This is a genomic window from Nocardia tenerifensis NBRC 101015 (genome assembly GCF_000308715.1).
Classification (GTDB): Bacteria; Actinomycetota; Actinomycetes; order Mycobacteriales; family Mycobacteriaceae; genus Nocardia; species Nocardia tenerifensis.
The window spans coordinates 17,120-36,292 of the sequence record NZ_BAGH01000603.1 but is presented as its reverse complement, the minus strand read 5'-3'; the positions used below and the strand labels follow the sequence as shown (position 1 = coordinate 36,292).

The window sequence follows — 19,173 nt, the reverse complement described above, 5'->3', positions numbered from 1 at the left end:
CGTCAGGTGCGGGGAAAGGCTGTGCCCGCGAACAGTTTTCGGGCGGTCCGTACGACCCCTGCGTGACGCACGCGCGGGGAAGTGGCGGTGGTGTCGAGGTCGACATCGACCACGAGATGCCCGGACGGATGTTCGAGATCCACCCGTCGCGACCAGTCCGCGGTCAGCTGGTGGCCGATCGCGCCGGGGACTCGCATCGCGGTCACCGCGCTGATCGCAGCGAACACGCCGACCGAGGCGTGGGGCCGCACCGGAATGAACGAACGGGTGCACACCTGGCCTCCGTCGCGCGGCGGCGCTATCAGCATGGTCTTGGGAACGGAGGACGCCGAGACATCGCCGAGTCCCATCAAGTGCGCTGCCGCGTGGCGGAGGCGATCGACTCGCTCCAGAAGTGCTGTGTCGGAAGCGAGTTCGTCATGCGTCTCATAACCGGTGCGGCCGAGGCTCGCGGCTTCGGCGACCACCACCGGCATGCCGTTGTCCACGCACGTGACCTCGACCCCGTCGACGACGTCGCGCAGCCGTCCGGTCGGGAACAGGCCGGAAGTCGATGACCCTGCCGTGTCTTCGAAGGACAGCAGCACCGCGGCCGCCGTCCCCGGCACCCCGTCGATGCGGGTGTCGCCGTGATAGACGGGCAGGCCATCGCGAACGGGGAACGTCGCGGTGGCGAGGCCGTCGGAGTTGACCATGCGGATGCGCACCGCGCACTCGTTCCCGACCGCGCGCACCAGGCCGGTCTCCACCGCGAACTGTCCTACGCCGGCGAGGATGTTGCCGCAGTTCTGCGCGTCCGACACCGTGGGCTCGCCGACGCCGAGCTGGAGAAACAGGTAGTCGACGTCCACGCCGGGCGTGCTCGACGCCGAGACCACGGCCACCTTGCTGGTCAACGAGCTGGCTCCGCCCAGGCCGTCGATCTGTCGCGGGTCCGGCGTGCCCATGATGCGCAGCAGCAGGTCGTCGCGGGCGGCGGGATCCGCGGGAAGGTCGTCGGCGAGAAAGAACGCTCCTTTGGACGTACCCCCGCGCATCCATACGCACGAGATGCCCGCTGCCTCAGCGGCTTCAGTGTCGAGCTCACCCACGGCTTTCCTCTTCGGCCCGGTAATCCTGGTGGGAGACATAGGTGATGCCGAAGTCTCCGAGCCGTTCCCGCAATCCGTAACGGTCGAGCCCGAGCTCACCGGCCCGAAAGGCCCTGCGGCTCGCCTCCTCCTTCGCGGCCCGTGCGGCGGAAAGCTCCAGTACCGCAGGCACATCCATGCGCGGCACGCAGACCACGCCGTCGTCGTCGGCGACGATCACGTCCCCGGGCCGGACCAGCCGGCCCTCGACCACGACCGGCACATTGACCGCGCCCGGCGTGGCCTTCACCGACCCCTGCGCGCTGACCGCCGTCGACCACGCGGGAAAGCCCATCGCCCGCAACTCGGCGACATCGCGGACGCCGCAGCCCAGAACGACGCCGCGCACCCCGCGACGGTGCAGCGCGGTGGCGAACAGCTCGCCGAACAGACCGTCGACCGACGGCGAATTCGTCGCCACCACAAGCACATCCCCCGGCCGGCACTGCTCGATCGCCACGTGGATCATCAGATTGTCGCCGGGCCAGCACAGCACCGTGACGGCGGTCCCGCCGATCCGGGCCCCGGGCCACGCCGGTCGCAGCCGCGGGCCGAGGTATCCGACGCGCCCCGCCGCCTCGTGGACCGTGGCGACGCCGTAGGCGCCGAGGCGTGCGGCGTCGTCGACGGACGCACGCGGGGGATCGGTCACCACAACGTTCTTCATGTCAGCACTGCCCTTCTCCGGTATGTCTCGGCTCGCCGTCGGCGATGGCGCGCAGCGCGTCGCGGGTGGCGGTCGCGATCCGCGGCCGGACGCCGAGATCGGCCAATTGCTGTGCGGCGGCGTCCATCTCCTCGGTTCGCCGGGCCGCGTGCGTGTACGTGCCGCGCACGAGCCGCTCCATGGTGTGCGCGTCGAACTTCGGGAACTCGGTGGTCATGTGCTCGCGGAACCAGTCGGCGCACCCTGCTGCCTCCGCGCCCGCGAGCGCCTCGACCACGGCGGCCGCCAAACCCTTGTAGACGACGCTGCGTAACAGCTTCCGTGAACTCGCCGCACCCACTGGGCCGTGGATCGCCTCTACGACGACACCCAGGGCGTCCATGACGGCGGCGAAACGCGCGGCGGCCGAGCCGGATACGCACATCGGCGTGCGCAGTCCCGAGCCCGGCACCGGTGCCATGATCGCGACATCGACAAGGTCCACCCCGCGTGTCTGCGCCAGTGCCGCGAGACGCGCCTTCGCCGCCGGTGCGGACGTGTTCGCCTCGGCCCACAGCGTTCCCGCGCGCAGTCGAGGCAGACAGTCGCGCAACGCCGCTTCGGCCTCGGCCGCCGTGGTCAGACTGAACACCAGCTCGGCGTCCCGGACCGCGTCGGCGTCGTCGACACGCTGCCGAACACCGTGCGGCGCGGCGACTTCCGGATCGAAGCCGCGCACATCCGCTTCGGCCGCGACGAGGTCGGCAGCGAATTCGATGCCAGCCTCGCCGAATCCGAGCACCGCGACCCGCACCGGCTCGGCATACCGCGCCTCGCTCATGCGCCGGATCTCCGGACGAGATACTGCCAGCCCGCGTCGAGCTGGGCGGGATTCCAGACCTGCTCGCGTTTGAAGCGGGTTTCGTCCTCGTCGGACCACACCCTCGGCCCGCCCGCGGCGGCCGCGAGAAGTTCTGTCCGGCAGGCACGTTCGAGCAACACCGCGTACATGACCGCCGCCCGCACGTCAGGACCGACGGTGACGGCGCCGTGGTTGGGGATCAAGATCGCGTTGGCGTCGCCGAGGCGATCGGCGAGCGAGCGGCCCAGTTCCGGCGTCGCGATCAGCGCGCCGGTCTCGGTGAAGCGCGGCAGCTGCGGATAGGTGAACGGGACCGCGTCGTGCGAGATCGGGTGCAGCTCGCGATCCAGTGACGCGAACGCCGCCAAGGCCGGTGCGTGAGTATGCACCACGCTGCCGACCTCGGGTCGCCGGGCCATGATCTCGGTGTGGATGGGGTATTCGAGGTGGCGTTTCCCGGTCCCGTCCAACACCTCTCCCGACGGGGATACCAGGACCACCTTCTCGTCATCGATCTCCTCGAATCCCCAGCCGGAAGCCTTCATCCACACCCCCGCGCCGCCGGGGTCGCGCACCGAGGCGTGGCCCCAGACCATGTCGCTGAGTCCCGCGGTGGCCAATGCCCGGCTGGCCTGCACCACCGAGTTCCTGATGTCGTCCATGTGCCTGCCTCCTAGTTCACAACGTCCGGGCCACCGCGTGTTCCAGCACGATGACCTCGGTGCCCTCAGGAGCCAAACTCCCGAGGAGGTGGTGGTGCATCCGCTGATGGACCTCGGCGAGGCCCGCCTGGTGGATCGGGATGGCGATGCGCGGCGCGACGGCGCGCAGGTAGTCGACGCCTTCACCGACCTTCATCCATGGTCCACCCGCGGGCAGGAGGAGGGTGTCCACGGCGGCGGGCGGTGGGTCGAACGCGTCGCCGGGGTGGAAGACCGCGCCCGCGATGAGATAGCCGTTGTTGTCCGAGCCGGGCAGGTCCGGGTGGACGCACGCGTGTTCGCCTCCGGTGACGGCGATCTCGATCCCGGCGAGCCGCACCGTGTCGCCGGGGTGGGTGAGGTGAGTCCGCGCCGAATAGTCGGCGAGCGCGTCGGCGGCACTGTGGCCGTGGACGATTCGCGCCGCCGGGTTGTGCTCGAGCAGCGCAGGCAGCCGGTTCGTGTCGAGGTGATCGGGGTGTGCGTGGGTGAACAGGATCAGATCGAGGTCACGCAGGTCCTCGAAATCGCGGGAGTAGCTGCCGGGGTCGATCAACACCCGAATCGGCTTGTCGCCCAGCTCGATCAGTACGCAGGCGTGTCCGTAGTGGGTGACGTTCACGGATTGACCACCGTCATCCACATCGGTTCGCTGCGGCGCTGCATTGCCTCGATCGCGGCCACGGTGTCGGCGAGCGCGAAGCGCTGGGTGATGAGCTCATCGGCGACGAGAGCGCCGGAACCCAGAAGCGTCAACACTTCTCGCGCGTCGTTGCGGGTGCACGCCCGGGTGCCGACGTAGCGCCAGCAGTTGATCATCATCGCCTGCGGGGTGAACGGCAGCGGCGTGCTGTTGGCGCCCATGTGCACCAGCGTGCCGCCGGTCGCGAGCGCGCCCATGGCCTGGCCCGTCGCCGGACCGTCCGGGATGTAGTCGAGCACGGCTTCCGCGCCCTCGGGCACGATCTCGCGCAGGCGTCGGGTGAGCCCGTTCGTCGAGGCCCAGTCGGGGAGCTCGTCCAGCGCGACGACCTCGGTGTCGACCCGCCCCGCCAGGCCGCGCACCGCGTCGAGCCGCTGTGCGTCGCGCGCGACCAGCACCAGGCGGCCGACGCCGAAGTGCTCGGCGAGTTTGATGGTCGCGGTGCCCATGGTGCCGGTGGCCGCGGTGACCACCACGGTCGAACCCAGCGAGGGCTCAGCGCATTTCAGCGCGCGCACCGCGTTGGCCAGATCGTGCACCTTGGCGCCGACGTCGAAGCCGACCCGGTCGGGCAGCGGGTCGATCAGCCAGTGCGGGACGCGGACGTACTCGGCGAGGCCGCCGTTGTGGTACTCGTCGTACAGCGGCAGCGCCCGGTTTCCGAAGGCGGCGTGGCCGACCATCGCCTGCTGCGCGCACATCATGTCGCGGTCGGTGCGGCAGTATCCGCAGTCGCGGCAGTTCAGGTTCGGGTGCATCCGCACGCGGTCGCCGATCGCGACGTCGGTGACCTCGGCGCCGATCGCCGTCACCGTGCCCGCGGCCTCGTGGCCGAGGGTGGTCGGAAGGTGTTTGAACGCACCGGATTCCAGCAGCCGCATCATGCCGGTCGCCAATCCGGCGGAGGCGACCTGGACGACCACGTCGACCGGGCCCGGTTCCGGAACCGGAATCTGTTCGAGAACAAGGGCGTTCGAGCTGTGATGGGCGCGGGCGGCGAGCATGGTGGTCATCGGTCGGCCTCTCCGGTGGCGGACGCCAGCCGTTGCGGTGAATAGGGGTCGGCGGTGCGGGCGGTCTCGGCGACCTGGGGAAGTTCTCGGTGCGACAGCAGCGTGATGTACTGCCCGGCTTCGATGTTCACGTTGGCGTGCGCGACGCCGAGGGGGATGCGCACGAAATCGCCCGGGCCGAGATCGACGATGCCGCGCTGGGTGATCAGCGTGCGGCGCCCGCTCGCCTGGTATTGGATCTCGTCGGCGTCGAGGGTGCGGCGGTAGCGACGCGGCGCGCCGGGCTCGACAGTGACTGTGCCGAGCCGCATCTTCGGCACCTCGTACAGCCAGGTCCGGCCGGGCTCGTCGCCGCCGCGCAGGACGGCCATCCGCTCCCGCTCCTGATGGACTCGGTCGAGCAGCAACTGCTCGTCGACGGGGAACATGGTGATGTCGTGGCCGTGCGCGCCCATGCACTGGGTGACCGATTCGTTGACCGGGCCGGGCTCCCAGCCGGGGAACGGCGGCGAAACCGGTTGCGAGGTACGCACTCCCGCGACGAGCTCGGTCGCCGGGGCCGCGAGGTAGAACAGGAGATGGCTGTCCTGCCGGCCGTAGTTGTCGTGGGCGACGCCGCGCGGGATGCGGGAGAACTCGCCGGGCTGGAACTCGATGATGCCGAGCTCGCTCAGCAGTGTGCGTTCGCCGGCGATCTGGTAGCCGATCTCCTCGACGTCGCAGTTGCGATGGTAGAACGGCTGTCTGCCGTTCATCGTCTGCCATTCGACGCGGCTCTCGTCGTTCTCGTAGACGCCGCGGGGTGGGGCGAACGGCCGGGGCTCGTACTGCTGCGGGAAGTGCACCACGGTCAGCGGCGGGTGATCGCTCCACAGCTGCTTGCCGCCTCGGCCGGGATGCGGCGGGGAGAGCAGCAGATGCTCGTCACGCTCGACGCTGTACAGCGGTTGATCGGATCCCATGACCACGACGTCCTCGACGACATGCATGGAGACCTCCTTGTCTCTTTAATCAAATTGCGGCGCTGCGGTTGTCAGGTCGACGGCAGCGCGCGGTAGTAACGCTCGGCGCCCGGGTGCAGCGGAATGGGCGTGCGCCCCATGGTGATCGGGTCCAACGGGTAGGTGATGGGGCTGCGCTCCGGCGGCAGGTGCCGGTATTGCCGTTCGATGACGGCGCGGGTCTCGCCGAGGATCCAGGCGATCGCGTAGGCGACGTCGTCGGGCAGGTCGTCGCGGGTGAGCATCAGGAAGTCGGAGAAGTCCAGCGTGCGAAACGCGCTGCGGCCGGGGAAGAATCCGTCGGCCACCGTGGCGGCGGGCCAGCCGAAGTCGTCGGCGAGTCCGGCGAGCACCTCCGGCTCGACCTCCAGGAAGTCGAAGTCCGGGCCGAACTGCTGCCAGTGCGGCAGCATGACCGCCTCGTGCACGATGACGTTCGCGCGACCGGACAGCATATGGTCGAAGGACTCGAAAGGGCGCTCGTCCTCCAGGAACTCACCACCCCAGCCGACCACGTCGATCCCGGCCCGGGCGAGCAGCAGGTGGGCGGAGAGGCCGACGAGATTCACGCCGTCGTCGATCGAGGTCGCCACCGTCAGCCGTGGTTTGCGCTCCCGCAGTTCGGCGAATGTCGGTGCGCCGAGCGACTTGTGGACGGCGACGACGAGACGATCCCGTTGCGGCACGGTGCCCAGTGCCCGGAGTTCTGGGTAGAACTCGTCGCTGTACACGCCGCGTCCATCCAGCGCGGCCGCCGCGAAGGCGGCCGGCGTCGTCAGCGCGATATCGACCTCGCCGCGGCCGACGGCGCGCACCGAGTCGGCGCCGCCGCGCCCGTTCCAGATGGCGATGCGCGTGTGCGGGCCGCTGCGGTCGGTGAGCTCCTGGGAGACCCATCCGCAGACCCGGTGCAGGTTCGCGGTTCCCCAGTCGCCCTTGAGGTGCAGGGTCAGCGAGCGTCGCAGGCGGGGTTCCTCGGGGCGGGTCACGACAGCCGGTCCGTCACGTGCGGGTAGTGGCGCACGAACGCCTCGCTCCGGGTGCCCTGGCGCACACCGAGATTCGGGCCGGCGTTGCGCTCGAGCTGCATGCCGCGGCGGGCGGCGAGATCCTCGTAGTAGGTCCACATGTGTTGCTGCGCACCGAGACAGCGCATCGCGTCGCGCTTGGTGTCGAACACCTCGGTGATGTCCAGCAACACATCTGGGCGGAACCCCGACATCTCGGATTGATGAGGTTCGAAACTGAACACCGGCGGCGCGCCGAGCGGGTCGCCGGGCGCGTCGTAACCGACGGCCTGGGCGAGGATTCGGGCGTTCATCGCCATGCGCGCGGCGGCCGGATGGTCGCCGTTGTAGGGGTCGACCAGGGTGTGGGTGAGCACCGCCGTCGGGGTGGTCTCGCGGTAGATGCGCACCAGGGAGTCGACCAGTTCGGGCGATTCGACCAGCGGGTAGTCGCCCGCGTCCAGGAAGCGGATGTCGGCGCCGAGCACCTCGGCCGCGCGCTCCGCCTCGCCCCGGCGCAGCTGTTTGATCTCGTCCAGCTTCTTGCCCTCGCGCCAGGCCTTCGCGGACTCGCCGCGTTCGCCGAAGCTCAAGCAGGCCACCGTGACTCGCGCGCCACGCGCGGCGGCCAGTGCGATGGCCCCGCCCGCCCGCCAGACGAAGTCGCCCGCGTGGGCGCTGATCACCAGCAGCGATTCGAATGTGTTCTCGGCCATCGGCCCACCTCACTCGTGCACAACCGGCCCGTGCGGGCCGGTGGACGTCCTCATCGCGCGTCCGTCCACCACCGTAAACGTATGTGAACAGAATCGTCAACAATTTCATCGACAAATTGCCGCGCGAAGTGAAAGGCCTTGTTACCAGCGTCTTTCCGGAAGCGGCTGTTCAGTCCGGGTCGCCGAGGGCGGCGATGACGCTGTCCAGATGGTCGCGCATGGCGCGCTCGGCCGCGGCCGCGTCGCCGGCGATCACCGCGTCCACCACCGCGAGATGCTCGCCGAGCGAGACCTGCGGGCGCCCCGCCCGCAGCGACAACTGGAACTGATGGCGCACGATCTGCGCGTTGAGACGATCGATGAGGTCGGCCGCCGTCGCCTGCCCGGCGATCTCGGCGAGCGCGCCGTGCAGCTCGTGGTTGAGGCTCGAGTACTCCAGCGGCTCGCCGTCGCGCACCGAGGCCGTCAGCCGCTGCGCGTAGTCGCGCAGTCGCTCGATGTCCGCCGGCTCGGCCCGCTCCGCCGCCTTGGCGGCGATCAGCCCCTCCAGCACCTTGCGGCACTCGAGGATCTCCACCGCCTGCTGCCGCGATACCGTACGCACTCTGGCGCCCCGGTTGTGGATCCGTTCGATGAGTCCCTCGGTGATGAGTTCATCGATCGCCGCGCGCACGCTGCCCCGCGTCACCCCGAACTGCTCGACCAGCTCCGCCTCGACCAACCGCTGCCCGGGCACCACCGCGCCCCGCCGGATGACCTGGCGAAGCCGATCCACCGCAATGGCTTTGCCCTGCGCTCCCCGCGCGAGCTCGCTGCGCTCCGACACTGACCGCCCCGTCCTGAGTTATCCGGCAACCATATTGTCGGGAATTATGCCAAAGATATTGGCAACAATTTTGCTACCGCGGCCGTTCCTGGTGGCCGAGCTGCCGCGAGATGGCTCGCGCGACCGCGACCACCGCGGGGCGCAGCGAGGCCGCGTCCGCCGAACCCAAGGGAGCGACCACCGACAGCGCGGCGACCACCGCGCGGCGAGCGCCGATGACCGGCGCGGCCACCGAGACCATCGGGTCCGGGAACGGGCGTGTGGTCATCGCGATGCCCTCCGTGCGCACCTGGGCCAGCAGTCGCCGCAGCTCTTGCGGCGAGCGCACCACATTCTCCGGTTGCAGCGAGAGATCCCCGGCGAGCACCTCGTCCTGCACCTCGCCCGGCGCGTGCGCGAGCAGCGCGAGGCCGACGCCGGTGGCGTGCAACGGCATTCGCCCGCCCACCCGATACATCACCCGGCCCGCCTGATGCGCCGAGAGGCGCTCGATCAGCACGGCCTCGTGGCCGTCGCGCACCGCCAGCAGCACGTGCTGGCCGGTCGCCAGGTGCAGATCCTCGAGGTAGGGCAGGGCGAGGGCGCGCAGGCCGTGGCTGCGCGGGGCGAGGGAGGCGATCTCGTAGAGGCGCAGGCCGATGACGTAGCGGCCCTCGGCGGTGCGCTCCAGCGCGCCGAGCTCCACCAGCCTGGTCGCCATGCGCAGTGCGGTCGACTTGGGCAGGCCGCTGCGCACGCTCAGCGAGGTCAGCGACAGGCTGTCCTCGGCCGCGGAGAACGCGCCCAGCACCCGGAACGCGCGGTCCAGCACCGGCTCTCCCGCGTGCTTGGCCGGTACCGCTGAACCCTCGTCGACCACGACTTCACTCCCATTTGTGCCACTGAGTGGAATAGCGCGACTGTGACGGCTACCACGGGACAAAAGATAGGTCATCGCTTCGAGTCCGGCTCCCGCCGCCCGCGGACCACCGATCGGACTCGCTCGACCGCGCCCAGTTACGTCGCCGCAACGCTGGCGGCGACCCCGCGGGTAGTCGGCCCACACCCACGCGACGAAAGGCACACCACGATGCGCATCGCCAACTACAACGAACGAGCCGCCCTGCTCGTCGGGCCGCGGGCGGAGCCGCGCGTCCTCGACATCGCGGCAATTTCCGACGGTCGATTCGGCCCCGACCTGCCCGCGCTGTACCGCGATTGGGCCGACTTCCTCGGTTGGACAGCCTCCCTGAGCACCGACAGTCAGGGGATTCCGCTCGATCGGCGGCTGCTCGGCGCGCCCTCCCCGTCGCCCAGGCAGGTCTTCGCCGTCGGGCTCAACTATCACGCGCACGCCGCCGAGTCCGGCTTCGCCTCGCCGACCGATCTGCCGCCGGTGTTCACCAAGTACGTCTCCGCCTTTACCGGCCCCGACACCGAGGTCACGCTGCCGGAGGGGGGAAACGTCGACTGGGAGGTCGAACTCGTCGTGGTGATCGGCCGCGAGGGGCGTCGCGTCGACGCGAGCGCGGCCTGGGGGCACGTCGCGGGACTCACCGTCGGACAGGACATCTCCGAGCGGGTGTCCCAACTGCGCGGACCCGCACCGCAATTCGGGCTCGGCAAGTCGTTCCCCGGCTTCGCGCCGCAGGGGCCGTGGCTGGTCACGCCGGACGAGTTCGACGACCCCGGCGATCTCGAGCTCGGCTGCACGCTGGACGGCGAGGAGGTGCAGAAGGGGCGCACCCGCGACCTCATTTTCGATGTCCCCGCGTTGATCTCGGCGCTGTCCCGCACCGTCACGCTCTACCCGGGCGACGTCGTCTTCACCGGCACGCCGTCGGGCGTCGGCGTCGGCCGAGACCCGCAGCGGTTCGTTCAGCCGGGACAGCGGCTGCACAGCTGGATCGAGGGCATCGGCGAACTGAACCAAACCTTCCGGCCCGCAACGGAAACGGAGTAGTCATGGCCCTGCACGGACTCGCCCAGGTCAGCATCGGGGTGCCCAATGTCGCCGAGACCATCGGCTACTACACCGAATTCGGGCTCGAGCACCGCGGCGCGGGAGTCTTCGCCACCAGCGCGGGCGGCGATCAGTTGCGCATCGCCCACGCCCCGACTCGTCGCCTACTCGAACTCACCGTCGCCGCGGACACCTCCGACGACATCGCCGCGACCGCGCGCAGGCTCGCCGCCCACGGCGTCCCCGTCGAGCAGCGCGCCGACGCGGTACGCGCGATCGAGCCGGTGACCGGCACGCCCGTCGTCGTCGCCGTCCGGCCGCGCGTCCACGTCGACCCGCCGGTGGCCCGCCCGCTCTACAACGGACCGGACCGGATAGACCGTTGGGGGAGAGCGCCTTTCCTCACCCGCACCGAGCCGGTCCGGCCGCGCAAGCTCGGCCACGTCGTCATCGGCAGCACCGACCTGCACACCACGCGCCAGTTCTTCACCGACGGCCTCGGCTTCAAGATCAGCGATTACATGGGGGACAAGGCGGCGTTCCTGCGGTGCTCGGTCGAGCACCACAATGTGCTCGTCATGGCCGCGCCCGTCGACTTCATGCACCACACGAGCTGGCAGGTCGACGACGTCGACGAGGTCGGGCGCGGCGCGCAGGCGATGCTCACCGAGCATCCCGAGCGCCACACCTGGGGGCTCGGCCGGCACTTCGCGGGCGCGAACTTCTTCTGGTATCTCAAGGATCCGGCGGGCAACTTCTCCGAGTACTACTCCGACATGGACACCATTCCCGAGGACGAGCTGTGGTCCCCGCAGGTGCTCGAGGGGCTGCAAGGGCTGTACGCGTGGGGTCCGCCGCCTCCGCCCTCGTTCCTGGAGCCCGACGATCTCGCCGCGCTGATGACCGGGGCGCACTCCACTCGCGGGTGACGTAAACGATGTCTACCGAAGGAATTTGAACGTGTTCGAGCACATCCCCGTCTTGGTCGTGGGTGGCGGCCCCGCCGGTTTGGCGACCGCCGCGGAGCTCGCGCATCACGGTGTGCGCTCCCTGGTGGTCGAGCCCCGGCAGGACGTGTCGTGGCTGCGGCCCCGCGCCAAGACCACCTCCGCGCGGACGATGGAGCTGTTCCGCCGCTGGGGACTGGCCGAGACCGTGCGTGCCCGCGCCGCGCTACCCGTGTCGTGGTCGGATCAGGCGGTGTTCACCACCGGGCTGCTGAATCGCGAAATCACCCGATTTCATGGGTGTTTCGGGCTCGACCTGACCGGTGACGATCTCGTCGCGGAGCCCGGGCAGCAGGTGAGCCAGCCGACTATCGAGCGAGTGCTGCGGGAGGCGGTGACCGGCTCGATCTCGGAGCTGCGCCTCGGGTGGTCGGCGACCGCACTGTCCGAGGACCCGGCGGGCGTGACCGCCGTCCTGTCCGGACCGGACGGAGAGGCGGGTACCGTCCGCGCCGACTACGTCGTCGGTGCGGACGGCGCGTGGAGTACCGTGCGCGCCGCCATCGGGGCCGAATACGAAGGCAGCGCGGACGAACGCCCCAACTTCAATATCGTTTTTCGCGCGCCCGGCCTCGCCGAGCGGGTGCCGCACGGGCCCGCGGTGCACTACTGGGTCCTGCATCCCGAGCAGCCGGGTCTGGTCGGACGGTTGGACCTGGAAGACACCTGGTGGTGCATCGCCCAGGGCGTCACCGCCGAGGACGGCGAGCGAGATCCCCTGCGGATCGTCCGGGCGTTGGTCGGCGCGGACATCGACGCCGAGATCATCGCCACCGATCCGTGGAAAGCCAAGCTGCTCTTGGCCGATCGGTACGGCACCGATCGGGTGTTCCTCGCCGGCGACGCCGCGCACCTCAATCCGCCCTGGGGCGGGCACGGTTTCAACACCGGCATCGGCGACGCGGTCAACCTCGGTTGGAAGCTCGCGGCGGTGCTCAACGGCTGGGCGCCGACGGAATTGCTCGCGAGCTACGAGACCGAACGCAAACCCGTTGCGGCACAGACGATCGCCGAAGCGGCGCGGAATATGGCCACGCTCGCGCCCGAACTGACCGATGAACGGTTGGCCGGGACCGAGGCCGAGTTCGAGTCGATCCGTCCCGCGGTCGCCGCCGCCGTTCAGCGGGCCAAGGACGGCGAATTCCACAGTCTGGACCTCGTTCTCGGCTACAGCTATCGGGGATCGCCGCTCGTCATCGGCGAGGCGGGCGGCCGGCTGCCGCACCGATGGCTCGGGCCCGGCGACTCGCTCTACGATCACCTCGGCGACGAGTTCTCCCTCGTCGGAGACCTGACCGAGCCGATCGTCGCCGCGTTCGCCGAAGCCGCTGCGGCCGAGGGCATCCCGCTGAAGCTGGTTGATCATCCGGCGACCGGTCTCGCGCTCGTCCGGCCCGATCAACACGTCGCCTGGGCCGGCGACGACCCCCGCGATCCTCGGGAGGTGTTGCGGCGGGCGATCGGTCATCCGTCGCCGCACCTGGTCGCCACCAGTCACCACGCACACCTGGTCACAGACAAGGAAGTCCCATGACCACATCCCTGCCCGCGCCCCGACGACAAGCGGTCGTCCTGATTCTGGCCTGCGCCATCCTGTTCGTCGACGGCTATGACCTGTTCACCCTCGGCACCATCGGCCCGAGCCTGCTGCACGATCGGTCCTGGGGCGCGAGCCCCGCCACCCTCGGAACCCTCGGCAGCATCACCGCCCTCGGCATGCCGATCGGCTCCATCCTCGCGGGCTGGGCCGCCGATCGGTGGGGGCGGCGCACGCCGATGGTCGTCGCCGTCTGCTGGATATCGGCGTCCATGCTCGCCGCCGCCTTCGTGTCCGACCTGCAAACGCTCAGTGCCGCAAGGTTTTGCACCGGTATCGGCATCGGCGCGCTCGCGCCGCTGGTGAGCGCGTTCGTCACCGACGGGGCGCCCGCGCACCGGCGCACCCTGCACCTGGCGATCGCGCTCGGCTCCATCGGCGTCGGCGGCACCGCCTCGGCGTTCCTCGGCCGATTGCTGTTGCCGGATCATCACTTTCAGACCCTGTTCCTCATCGGCGCCGTGCCGATCCTGCTCGCGCCGGTGATCTGGCGGTGGGTGCCCGCCGAAGCGCCGCATCGTCGCGAAGACGCAGCGCCCGAACGCGTTTCGACGCTGCTCTCGCCGCGTATCCGCCGCGACACCATCCTGTTCTGGATCGCGACCTTCATGAGCATGGCGCTGGTGTACAGCACCACCGCGTGGCTGCCGACGATCATGATGAAGAACGGATACAACCTCAGCTCGTCGCTCGAGTTCCTGATCGCCTTCACCATCGGCGCCAGCCTCGGCGGCCTCGGCGCCGCCGTGTTCGCCGACCGCGGCAAACTCAAACTGGTCACCATGGGCACCTTCGCCCTCGCGGCCGTCGCCCTGCTCACCCTCAGCACCAACCAGCCGCGCCCGCTGCTGCTCATCGTCTCCGCGCTAGCCGGCCTGGGCTCCCTCGGCTGCCAGAACATGGTCATAGCCGCCATGAGCGCCTACTATCCACCCCGCCTCCGCGGCACCGCACTGGGTTTCGGCCTCGGCGTCGGCCGCCTCGGCGCCATAGCCGGCCCCACCTACCTCTCCCTCGCCACCACCCTGATCGCGTCCCCCCGAGCCGGCTTCCTAGCCTTCACCATCCCCGCCCTCCTAGGCGCCGCCACCACCTCCTTCCTCCCCCGAACCCTCACACCCCCCGAGTCCATCACCCCACCAGCCCCCCTCCTCCACCAACCCACAACCCACCCGATACCAGACTGACCGGCGCCGCCCTCGACCCCCGTCGCGAGGGGCGGCCACGCAGAACGCTTACCGTCGAATCATCGATACCTGTCCACATTTCGCCGGTGCGATGAAGTTCGGCGGCTCGCTTCCGCAGGACGCCGAACCATCTATCCGCCACTGTTTCTGGTATCAGTCGAACCGAGGAATCGTCAGGAAACCTCACTTGCCCCTACCGGCCTCCGGTCCGACAGGGCTCGCTTGCACCCCGTTGCGACTCGGCCCCCGGAGGTTATCCGGCTAATCGAACTCGGACCACCGAAGAGTTGGTTGGTGTAGCTGATGAAGCGGATTGCGTGGAGTGTAGGCATTGTGGTGGTTGGTCTGGCTCTGCCCGGCTGTGGTGACGACGCCGCGACGGCCAAGGGTTGGCGTGATATCGATTTGTGCGCACTGGTCGACAAGGCGCAGGTGGAGGCGCTGTCTTACAACTCGAGTGGCGATGTGACTGCCCCGCAGCGCGTCGACCGCACTAAAACGGCGGCCGCGGATGTCGACAGCATCGGTTGCCGTTGGGGGGATTACGTGACGGTCAGCCTGACCGATCGCAACTATGGCCCGGACTCGCCGGTGCGTCGCATGGAGCCTGCCATGCTGCCTGTCCTGCGCACCATGGACGTGGCCGGGAAATCGGCGTTGGTCACGGAGGAAAAAGGCGGAACTTGCAACGCCTCCGTTTTCTACGACGACGCGAGGCTGAGTGTGACGATCGCGCCGGCGACCACCAAGCGAACGGTCGACTTGGACGACACGTCGACGGCCAGTTGCGACGCCCAACAGCCGCTGATCAAGTCCATTCTCGACCGAGTGAAACTCTCTTGAGCACACCGTGCTCGTTCGGCTTGACTGTACGGCCATTGCTCTGTGCCGATTAGAGGTCGCGTTCGAGCGTCAGCTCGTATACCGCTCGTGATCTGCCCGGTCCCTTGAAGTCGGTGATGATCGAGATGTCGCCAATGGTGTTGTCGCCGGGGAGGTTTCGGAAGCCGAGGGCTGACCAGGTGTGGTGGGCGGCGGGGTTGTCTGGTTCGGAGGTGAGGTAGAGGCGGCGGCAACCGAGGTCGGCTGCGCACTGGCGCACGTGGGCGAGCAGTGCCTTGGTGATGCCGCGTCGGCGGTGGTCGGGGTGGACCATTACGTCCTGGATGTACATCTCGTGTGGGTCGTCCTGGCTGCGGAAGGCGGTCGTCGCGCCTACCAGCCGCCCATCGAGGGTGGCCACGGGGCAGGTGGAGGAGAACAGGTGCGCGTACAGCCAGTAGTCGGAGTGGGTGCGCGGGGTGATGTAGGGCGCGCCCCACTGCATCAAGGCGATCAGCTCGGGGATCATCTGCTGGCGCAGCGGCTGGATAATCATCGGATCAGGGTGTCACCCTTCTCGACCGCGACTGTGCCGGGGATGTTGCGCGTGAACCCGATACGGGCAATCCGCCGAAATCCCGACGGGCACCAGGGTGTATCTGGTAAAACATCGGCCGGGTAGCTGCCGGCGGTGGGTTCCGGTGGCGGGAGTGGGTGAGCCCCGTTTCGCGCGTTCGGCGGGGAGGCGTTCGCATGCACGGCGGGCCGCGAAGGTGCTGTATACGGGCCCTGGATTCGCACAGTTCGGTTACCTCTAGGAGAGCCGCTCGTGTCCGTATACCTGTACCGCTGGGGCAGATTCGCGTTCCGCCGCAAGTGGATCGTGCTGCCGGTCTGGCTCGTCCTCCTCGTCCTGCTCGGTATCGCGGGCAGCCTGTTGAGCGAGCCGATGAGCGACGAGTTCAGCATGCCGGCGCTGCCGTCGGAACGCGCGACCGAGATCCTGGACCGGCAGTTCCCCGGCATGTCCGCGCAGTTCGGAATCGACGCCGTCAGCGGCACGTACGTCATCAAGGCGCGCGACGGCACCAAGCTCACCGACAAGAACAACAGCGCCGCCATCGACGCGTTGATCGCCGACCTGAAAACGCTGGCGGTCGAGGACGGCAAGCGCAGGCTCGTCACCGAGAAAGACGCCGCGGCACTGAAGAACCCGGTCGACGCCGCCAAGGCGATGGGTTGCCTGGACAAGCCGGATCCGACGCTGTGCTCCGGCGCGCCGCTCAACGTACTGAGCAAGGACGCCCCGGCCACCGTCGCCGTGCTGACGGTGCCGTTCGACATCGCCGCGTCGATGGACATCGGCCAGGAAGAACGGCACGCCGCCTACGATGTCGCGCGCCCGGCCCGCGAGCGCGGCCTGACCGTCGAACTCGGCGGAGCCATCGAGCAGAAGCAGGAGCAGCCGAGCGGGCGGGCCGAGATGATCGGCATGGGCGTGGCGCTGGTCGTCATGGTGATCGCCTTCGGCGCCGTCGTGGCCGCGTTCGTGCCGATCATCACCGCCGTCGCCGGGCTCAGCGCGGCCATGCTGGTGATCGCGGTGAGCACCTCGATCATCGAGATACCCAGTTTCACCACGTTTCTGGCGTCGATGATCGGTATCGCGCTGTCCATCGACTACGCGCTGTTCATCGTCTCCCGCTACAAGCACGAGCTGCGCGTCGCGCCGAGTCCCGAAGAGGCGGCGGGCATTTCGGTCGGGACCGCCGGATCCGCGGTGGTGTTCGCCGGTCTCACCGTCATCGTCGCCCTCGGCGCGCTGAGCATCGTCGGGGTCAACTTCCTGACCTTCATGGGTCTCGGCGGCGCGGTCGCGGCCTGTTTCGCCGTGCTCACCGCCGTCACCCTCATGCCCGCGCTGCTCGGCGCCTTCGGCCGCTTCCTGTTCACACCGAAGCTGCCGCTGGTGGCCCGGCACGACCCGGAGGACGACACCTCCGTCACCAACGGCATGCGGGTCGGCCGCCTGATCGGCAAACGTCCGTGGGTCGCGCTGCTCATCGCGGTGGCGGCGCTGGCCGCGCTGGCCACCCCGGCGCTCGACCTGCAGTTGGGTCTGCCCGGCGACGACAGCTACCCGGTCGGCTCCACGGTCCGGCAGGCCTACGACATCCGGACGGCGGGTTTCGGCGAGGGCAGCAACGGCGTGCTGACCGTGGTCGCCGATCTGACGAATGTGCCTGCGGGCCAACGTGAAACGGCGGTGACCGCGCTGCGCGACCGGCTCGCCGAGTTCCCGGAGATGGACTACGTCACCACGCCGCAGTTCAGTGCGAACGGTCTCGGCGCGATGCTCGACGGCGTCCCGAGGTCGGGGCCGAACAACCAGCACACCAAGGACCTCGTGCGCGATGCCCGCGCGGCCGAAGGCGAACTCGCGCAGCGGTACGGCCTCGCGTACGGCATCACCGGCACCACCGCCATCTACGCCGACATGGACCACGTCCTGCTCGGCAAGATCGTCCCCTATCTGGCCATCGTGGCGGGCGCGGCCTTCCTCCTTCTGATCTTGGTCTTCCGGTCCATCCTCGTCCCGTTCACCGCGGCGCTTGGCTTCCTGCTGTCCATGGCGGCCACCTTCGGCGCGACCGTATTGATCTTCCAGAAGGGCACTTTCGGCCTGATCGCCGATCCGCGGCCGATCATCAGCTTCCTGCCGATCATGTTGATCGGCTTGGTGTTCGGGCTCGCCATGGACTATCAGGTGTTCCTGGTGACCCGCATGCGCGAGGAGTACGTGCACGGCAAGTCGCCGCGGGACGCCATGGTCGCCGGCTACCACCACGGCGCCCGGGTCGTCACGTCGGCGGCGATCATCATGATCTCGGTGTTCGGCTCGTTCCTGCTGGAATCCGACCTCACCGCAAAGTCCATGGGCTTCGCGCTGGCCTGCGGTGTGGCCATCGACGCGTTCGTCGTGCGCATGGTGCTGGTCCCGGCGCTACTGGCGATCATAGGGCGGCGAGCCTGGTGGATTCCGAAGTGGCTCAACAGAATTCTGCCGGATATCGATGTGGAGGGGGCGAAACTGCGGCAGGCCCAGCCGCTCGTCGCCGAGCAGCCTGCGGAGCCCGCCGAAGAAGTTGCCGCGCACGCAATCTCCGAGCCGGAGCCGATGGTCGCCGCACGATCCGCCGCGAATGGCGTTGGGCTGCACGAGGTATCAGGAGTCGCCATCGACCTGCCGGGCGACAGAACGATCGGCGGCTGTATCCGCCGGGACGACGGACGCCCCGTACCGGACGCGGCGCTGACGCTGATCGACCAACGCGGGCAACAAGTTTCGCGCACCACCGGCGACAAGGACGGCGCATACCTCATCGAGCCGCCCTCGGCGGGCAGCTACGTCCTGATCGTCGCGGCGACCGGGCAGCAACCGGCCGCGGTGAACGTCACCGCCGTGGACGACGGCCCGCACCACGTCGACATCACGCTGCGGGGCGCAGGCGAGCTGTCGGGCGTGGTGCGCACCGCCGCGCGCGAGCCGGTCGCCGGCGCCACGGTCACCGTGACCGATCTCGACGGTGCCGTGGTCGGCGCCGCCGTGACGGCCGCGGACGGCGCCTACGCCTGCCGGGGCGTGCTGGCCGGAACCTACACACTGGTCGCGGTCGCCGACCGAATGCGCCCTGCCGCAACGACATTGACCGTGCCGGAGAGCGGCCGCCTGTCCTTCGACGTGGAGCTGGCCCCCATGGCGATGCTGTGGGGCACGGTGCGCGCCGACGGCCGTGCGGTCCACGACGCCAGGGTCACCGTGCTCGACTGGTCCGGCGCGCCCATCAGCACCACCCGGACCGACGCGCAGGGCCGCTACCGGGTGACCGACCTGCCCGAGGGCGAGTACACCGTCGTGGCCCGCGGCTATCCGCTGGTGACCAGCCAGGTGACCATCAACGGCAGCCAGGTCGACCATGACATCCGGCTGTGCTTCGCCGCCGACGAGTGAA

18 protein-coding genes are annotated in these 19,173 nt (G+C 69.2%); 6 read left to right on the top strand and 12 right to left on the bottom strand.

What is annotated here, in order from left to right:
• Positions 1-2 precede the first annotated feature (2 nt).
• The 11 genes from ON39_RS41935 to ON39_RS41885 form a co-directional block, all read right to left on the bottom strand.
• Positions 3-1,091: a 4-oxalomesaconate tautomerase gene (locus ON39_RS41935; RefSeq protein WP_040742589.1), complete on the bottom strand. Its 1,089-nt coding sequence runs from the start codon at positions 1,089-1,091 to the stop codon at positions 3-5.
• Entirely contained in the window at positions 1,084-1,797 is a 714-nt protein-coding gene (locus ON39_RS41930) for a 4-carboxy-4-hydroxy-2-oxoadipate aldolase/oxaloacetate decarboxylase (protein ID WP_040742587.1), read from the bottom strand. Before ON39_RS41930 ends, ON39_RS41935 begins: the two co-directional genes overlap by 8 nt.
• 1 nt (position 1,798) lies before the next feature.
• Entirely contained in the window at positions 1,799-2,617 is an 819-nt protein-coding gene (locus ON39_RS41925; protein WP_040742586.1) for a DUF1932 domain-containing protein, read from the bottom strand.
• Positions 2,614-3,300: a class II aldolase/adducin family protein gene (locus ON39_RS41920; protein ID WP_040742585.1), complete on the bottom strand. Its 687-nt coding sequence runs from the start codon at positions 3,298-3,300 to the stop codon at positions 2,614-2,616. The genes ON39_RS41925 and ON39_RS41920 overlap by 4 nt, the downstream gene beginning before the upstream one ends.
• Before the next feature lie 16 nt (positions 3,301-3,316).
• Positions 3,317-3,961 carry an MBL fold metallo-hydrolase gene (locus ON39_RS41915; protein WP_040742584.1) on the bottom strand — a complete coding sequence of 215 codons (645 nt, stop codon included), beginning with the start codon at positions 3,959-3,961 and terminating at the stop codon, positions 3,317-3,319.
• On the bottom strand, positions 3,958-5,055 hold the full coding sequence (locus ON39_RS41910) for an alcohol dehydrogenase catalytic domain-containing protein (RefSeq protein WP_040742583.1): 1,098 nt from the start codon (positions 5,053-5,055) through the stop codon (positions 3,958-3,960). The genes ON39_RS41915 and ON39_RS41910 overlap by 4 nt, the downstream gene beginning before the upstream one ends.
• Positions 5,052-6,044 (bottom strand): cupin domain-containing protein, encoded by a 993-nt coding sequence (locus ON39_RS41905; RefSeq protein ID WP_040742582.1) that lies wholly within the window; start codon positions 6,042-6,044, stop codon positions 5,052-5,054. Before ON39_RS41905 ends, ON39_RS41910 begins: the two co-directional genes overlap by 4 nt.
• A gap of 44 nt (positions 6,045-6,088) precedes the next feature.
• Positions 6,089-7,045: a TAXI family TRAP transporter solute-binding subunit gene (locus ON39_RS41900; RefSeq protein WP_040742580.1), complete on the bottom strand. Its 957-nt coding sequence runs from the start codon at positions 7,043-7,045 to the stop codon at positions 6,089-6,091.
• Positions 7,042-7,779 carry a PIG-L deacetylase family protein gene (locus ON39_RS41895; RefSeq protein ID WP_040742578.1) on the bottom strand — a complete coding sequence of 246 codons (738 nt, stop codon included), beginning with the start codon at positions 7,777-7,779 and terminating at the stop codon, positions 7,042-7,044. The genes ON39_RS41900 and ON39_RS41895 overlap by 4 nt, the downstream gene beginning before the upstream one ends.
• A gap of 169 nt (positions 7,780-7,948) precedes the next feature.
• Positions 7,949-8,605 carry a GntR family transcriptional regulator gene (locus ON39_RS41890; RefSeq protein WP_040742577.1) on the bottom strand — a complete coding sequence of 219 codons (657 nt, stop codon included), beginning with the start codon at positions 8,603-8,605 and terminating at the stop codon, positions 7,949-7,951.
• Between the two features lie 73 nt (positions 8,606-8,678).
• Positions 8,679-9,464, bottom strand: a complete 786-nt coding sequence (locus ON39_RS41885) for an IclR family transcriptional regulator (RefSeq protein ID WP_211336240.1) — start codon at positions 9,462-9,464, stop codon at positions 8,679-8,681.
• A 210-nt stretch (positions 9,465-9,674) separates the two neighbouring features.
• Here ON39_RS41885 and ON39_RS41880 point away from each other — a divergent pair, with 210 nt between their 5' ends.
• From ON39_RS41880 to ON39_RS41860, 5 genes are all read left to right on the top strand, one after another.
• Positions 9,675-10,547 (top strand): fumarylacetoacetate hydrolase family protein, encoded by an 873-nt coding sequence (locus ON39_RS41880; RefSeq protein WP_040742576.1) that lies wholly within the window; start codon positions 9,675-9,677, stop codon positions 10,545-10,547.
• 2 nt (positions 10,548-10,549) lie between these two features.
• The gene (locus ON39_RS41875; RefSeq protein ID WP_040742575.1) at positions 10,550-11,476 is read left to right on the top strand and encodes a VOC family protein; all 927 of its coding nucleotides are present in this window, start codon (positions 10,550-10,552) and stop codon (positions 11,474-11,476) included.
• A gap of 31 nt (positions 11,477-11,507) precedes the next feature.
• Positions 11,508-13,088 (top strand): FAD-dependent monooxygenase, encoded by a 1,581-nt coding sequence (locus tag ON39_RS41870; protein ID WP_083895029.1) that lies wholly within the window; start codon positions 11,508-11,510, stop codon positions 13,086-13,088.
• The gene (locus ON39_RS41865) at positions 13,085-14,338 is read left to right on the top strand and encodes an MFS transporter (protein WP_040742573.1); all 1,254 of its coding nucleotides are present in this window, start codon (positions 13,085-13,087) and stop codon (positions 14,336-14,338) included. The genes ON39_RS41870 and ON39_RS41865 overlap by 4 nt, the downstream gene beginning before the upstream one ends.
• 303 nt (positions 14,339-14,641) lie before the next feature.
• A complete protein-coding gene (locus tag ON39_RS41860) occupies positions 14,642-15,181 on the top strand; it encodes a hypothetical protein (protein WP_040742572.1) in 540 nt (179 codons plus the stop codon).
• Between the two features lie 49 nt (positions 15,182-15,230).
• Here ON39_RS41860 and ON39_RS41855 read toward each other — a convergent pair whose 3' ends face one another.
• Positions 15,231-15,716 carry a GNAT family N-acetyltransferase gene (locus ON39_RS41855; protein ID WP_040742571.1) on the bottom strand — a complete coding sequence of 162 codons (486 nt, stop codon included), beginning with the start codon at positions 15,714-15,716 and terminating at the stop codon, positions 15,231-15,233.
• A 273-nt stretch (positions 15,717-15,989) separates the two neighbouring features.
• Between ON39_RS41855 and ON39_RS41850 the strand changes: the two genes are divergently transcribed.
• A complete protein-coding gene (locus ON39_RS41850) occupies positions 15,990-19,172 on the top strand; it encodes an MMPL family transporter (RefSeq protein WP_040742569.1) in 3,183 nt (1,060 codons plus the stop codon).
• Position 19,173: the final 1 nt, after the last annotated feature.

Coding starts and splice junctions, on each gene's coding strand:
- ON39_RS41930 (WP_040742587.1), bottom strand. CDS start 1,797: ATGAAGAACGTTGTGGTGACCGATCCCCCGCGTGCGTCCGTCGACGAC.
- ON39_RS41910 (WP_040742583.1), bottom strand. CDS start 5,055: ATGACCACCATGCTCGCCGCCCGCGCCCATCACAGCTCGAACGCCCTT.
- ON39_RS41895 (WP_040742578.1), bottom strand. CDS start 7,779: ATGGCCGAGAACACATTCGAATCGCTGCTGGTGATCAGCGCCCACGCG.
- ON39_RS41875 (WP_040742575.1), top strand. CDS start 10,550: ATGGCCCTGCACGGACTCGCCCAGGTCAGCATCGGGGTGCCCAATGTC.
- ON39_RS41905 (WP_040742582.1), bottom strand. CDS start 6,044: ATGCATGTCGTCGAGGACGTCGTGGTCATGGGATCCGATCAACCGCTG.
- ON39_RS41860 (WP_040742572.1), top strand. CDS start 14,642: ATGAAGCGGATTGCGTGGAGTGTAGGCATTGTGGTGGTTGGTCTGGCT.
- ON39_RS41865 (WP_040742573.1), top strand. CDS start 13,085: ATGACCACATCCCTGCCCGCGCCCCGACGACAAGCGGTCGTCCTGATT.
- ON39_RS41855 (WP_040742571.1), bottom strand. CDS start 15,716: ATGATTATCCAGCCGCTGCGCCAGCAGATGATCCCCGAGCTGATCGCC.
- ON39_RS41925 (WP_040742586.1), bottom strand. CDS start 2,617: ATGAGCGAGGCGCGGTATGCCGAGCCGGTGCGGGTCGCGGTGCTCGGA.
- ON39_RS41920 (WP_040742585.1), bottom strand. CDS start 3,300: ATGGACGACATCAGGAACTCGGTGGTGCAGGCCAGCCGGGCATTGGCC.
- ON39_RS41880 (WP_040742576.1), top strand. CDS start 9,675: ATGCGCATCGCCAACTACAACGAACGAGCCGCCCTGCTCGTCGGGCCG.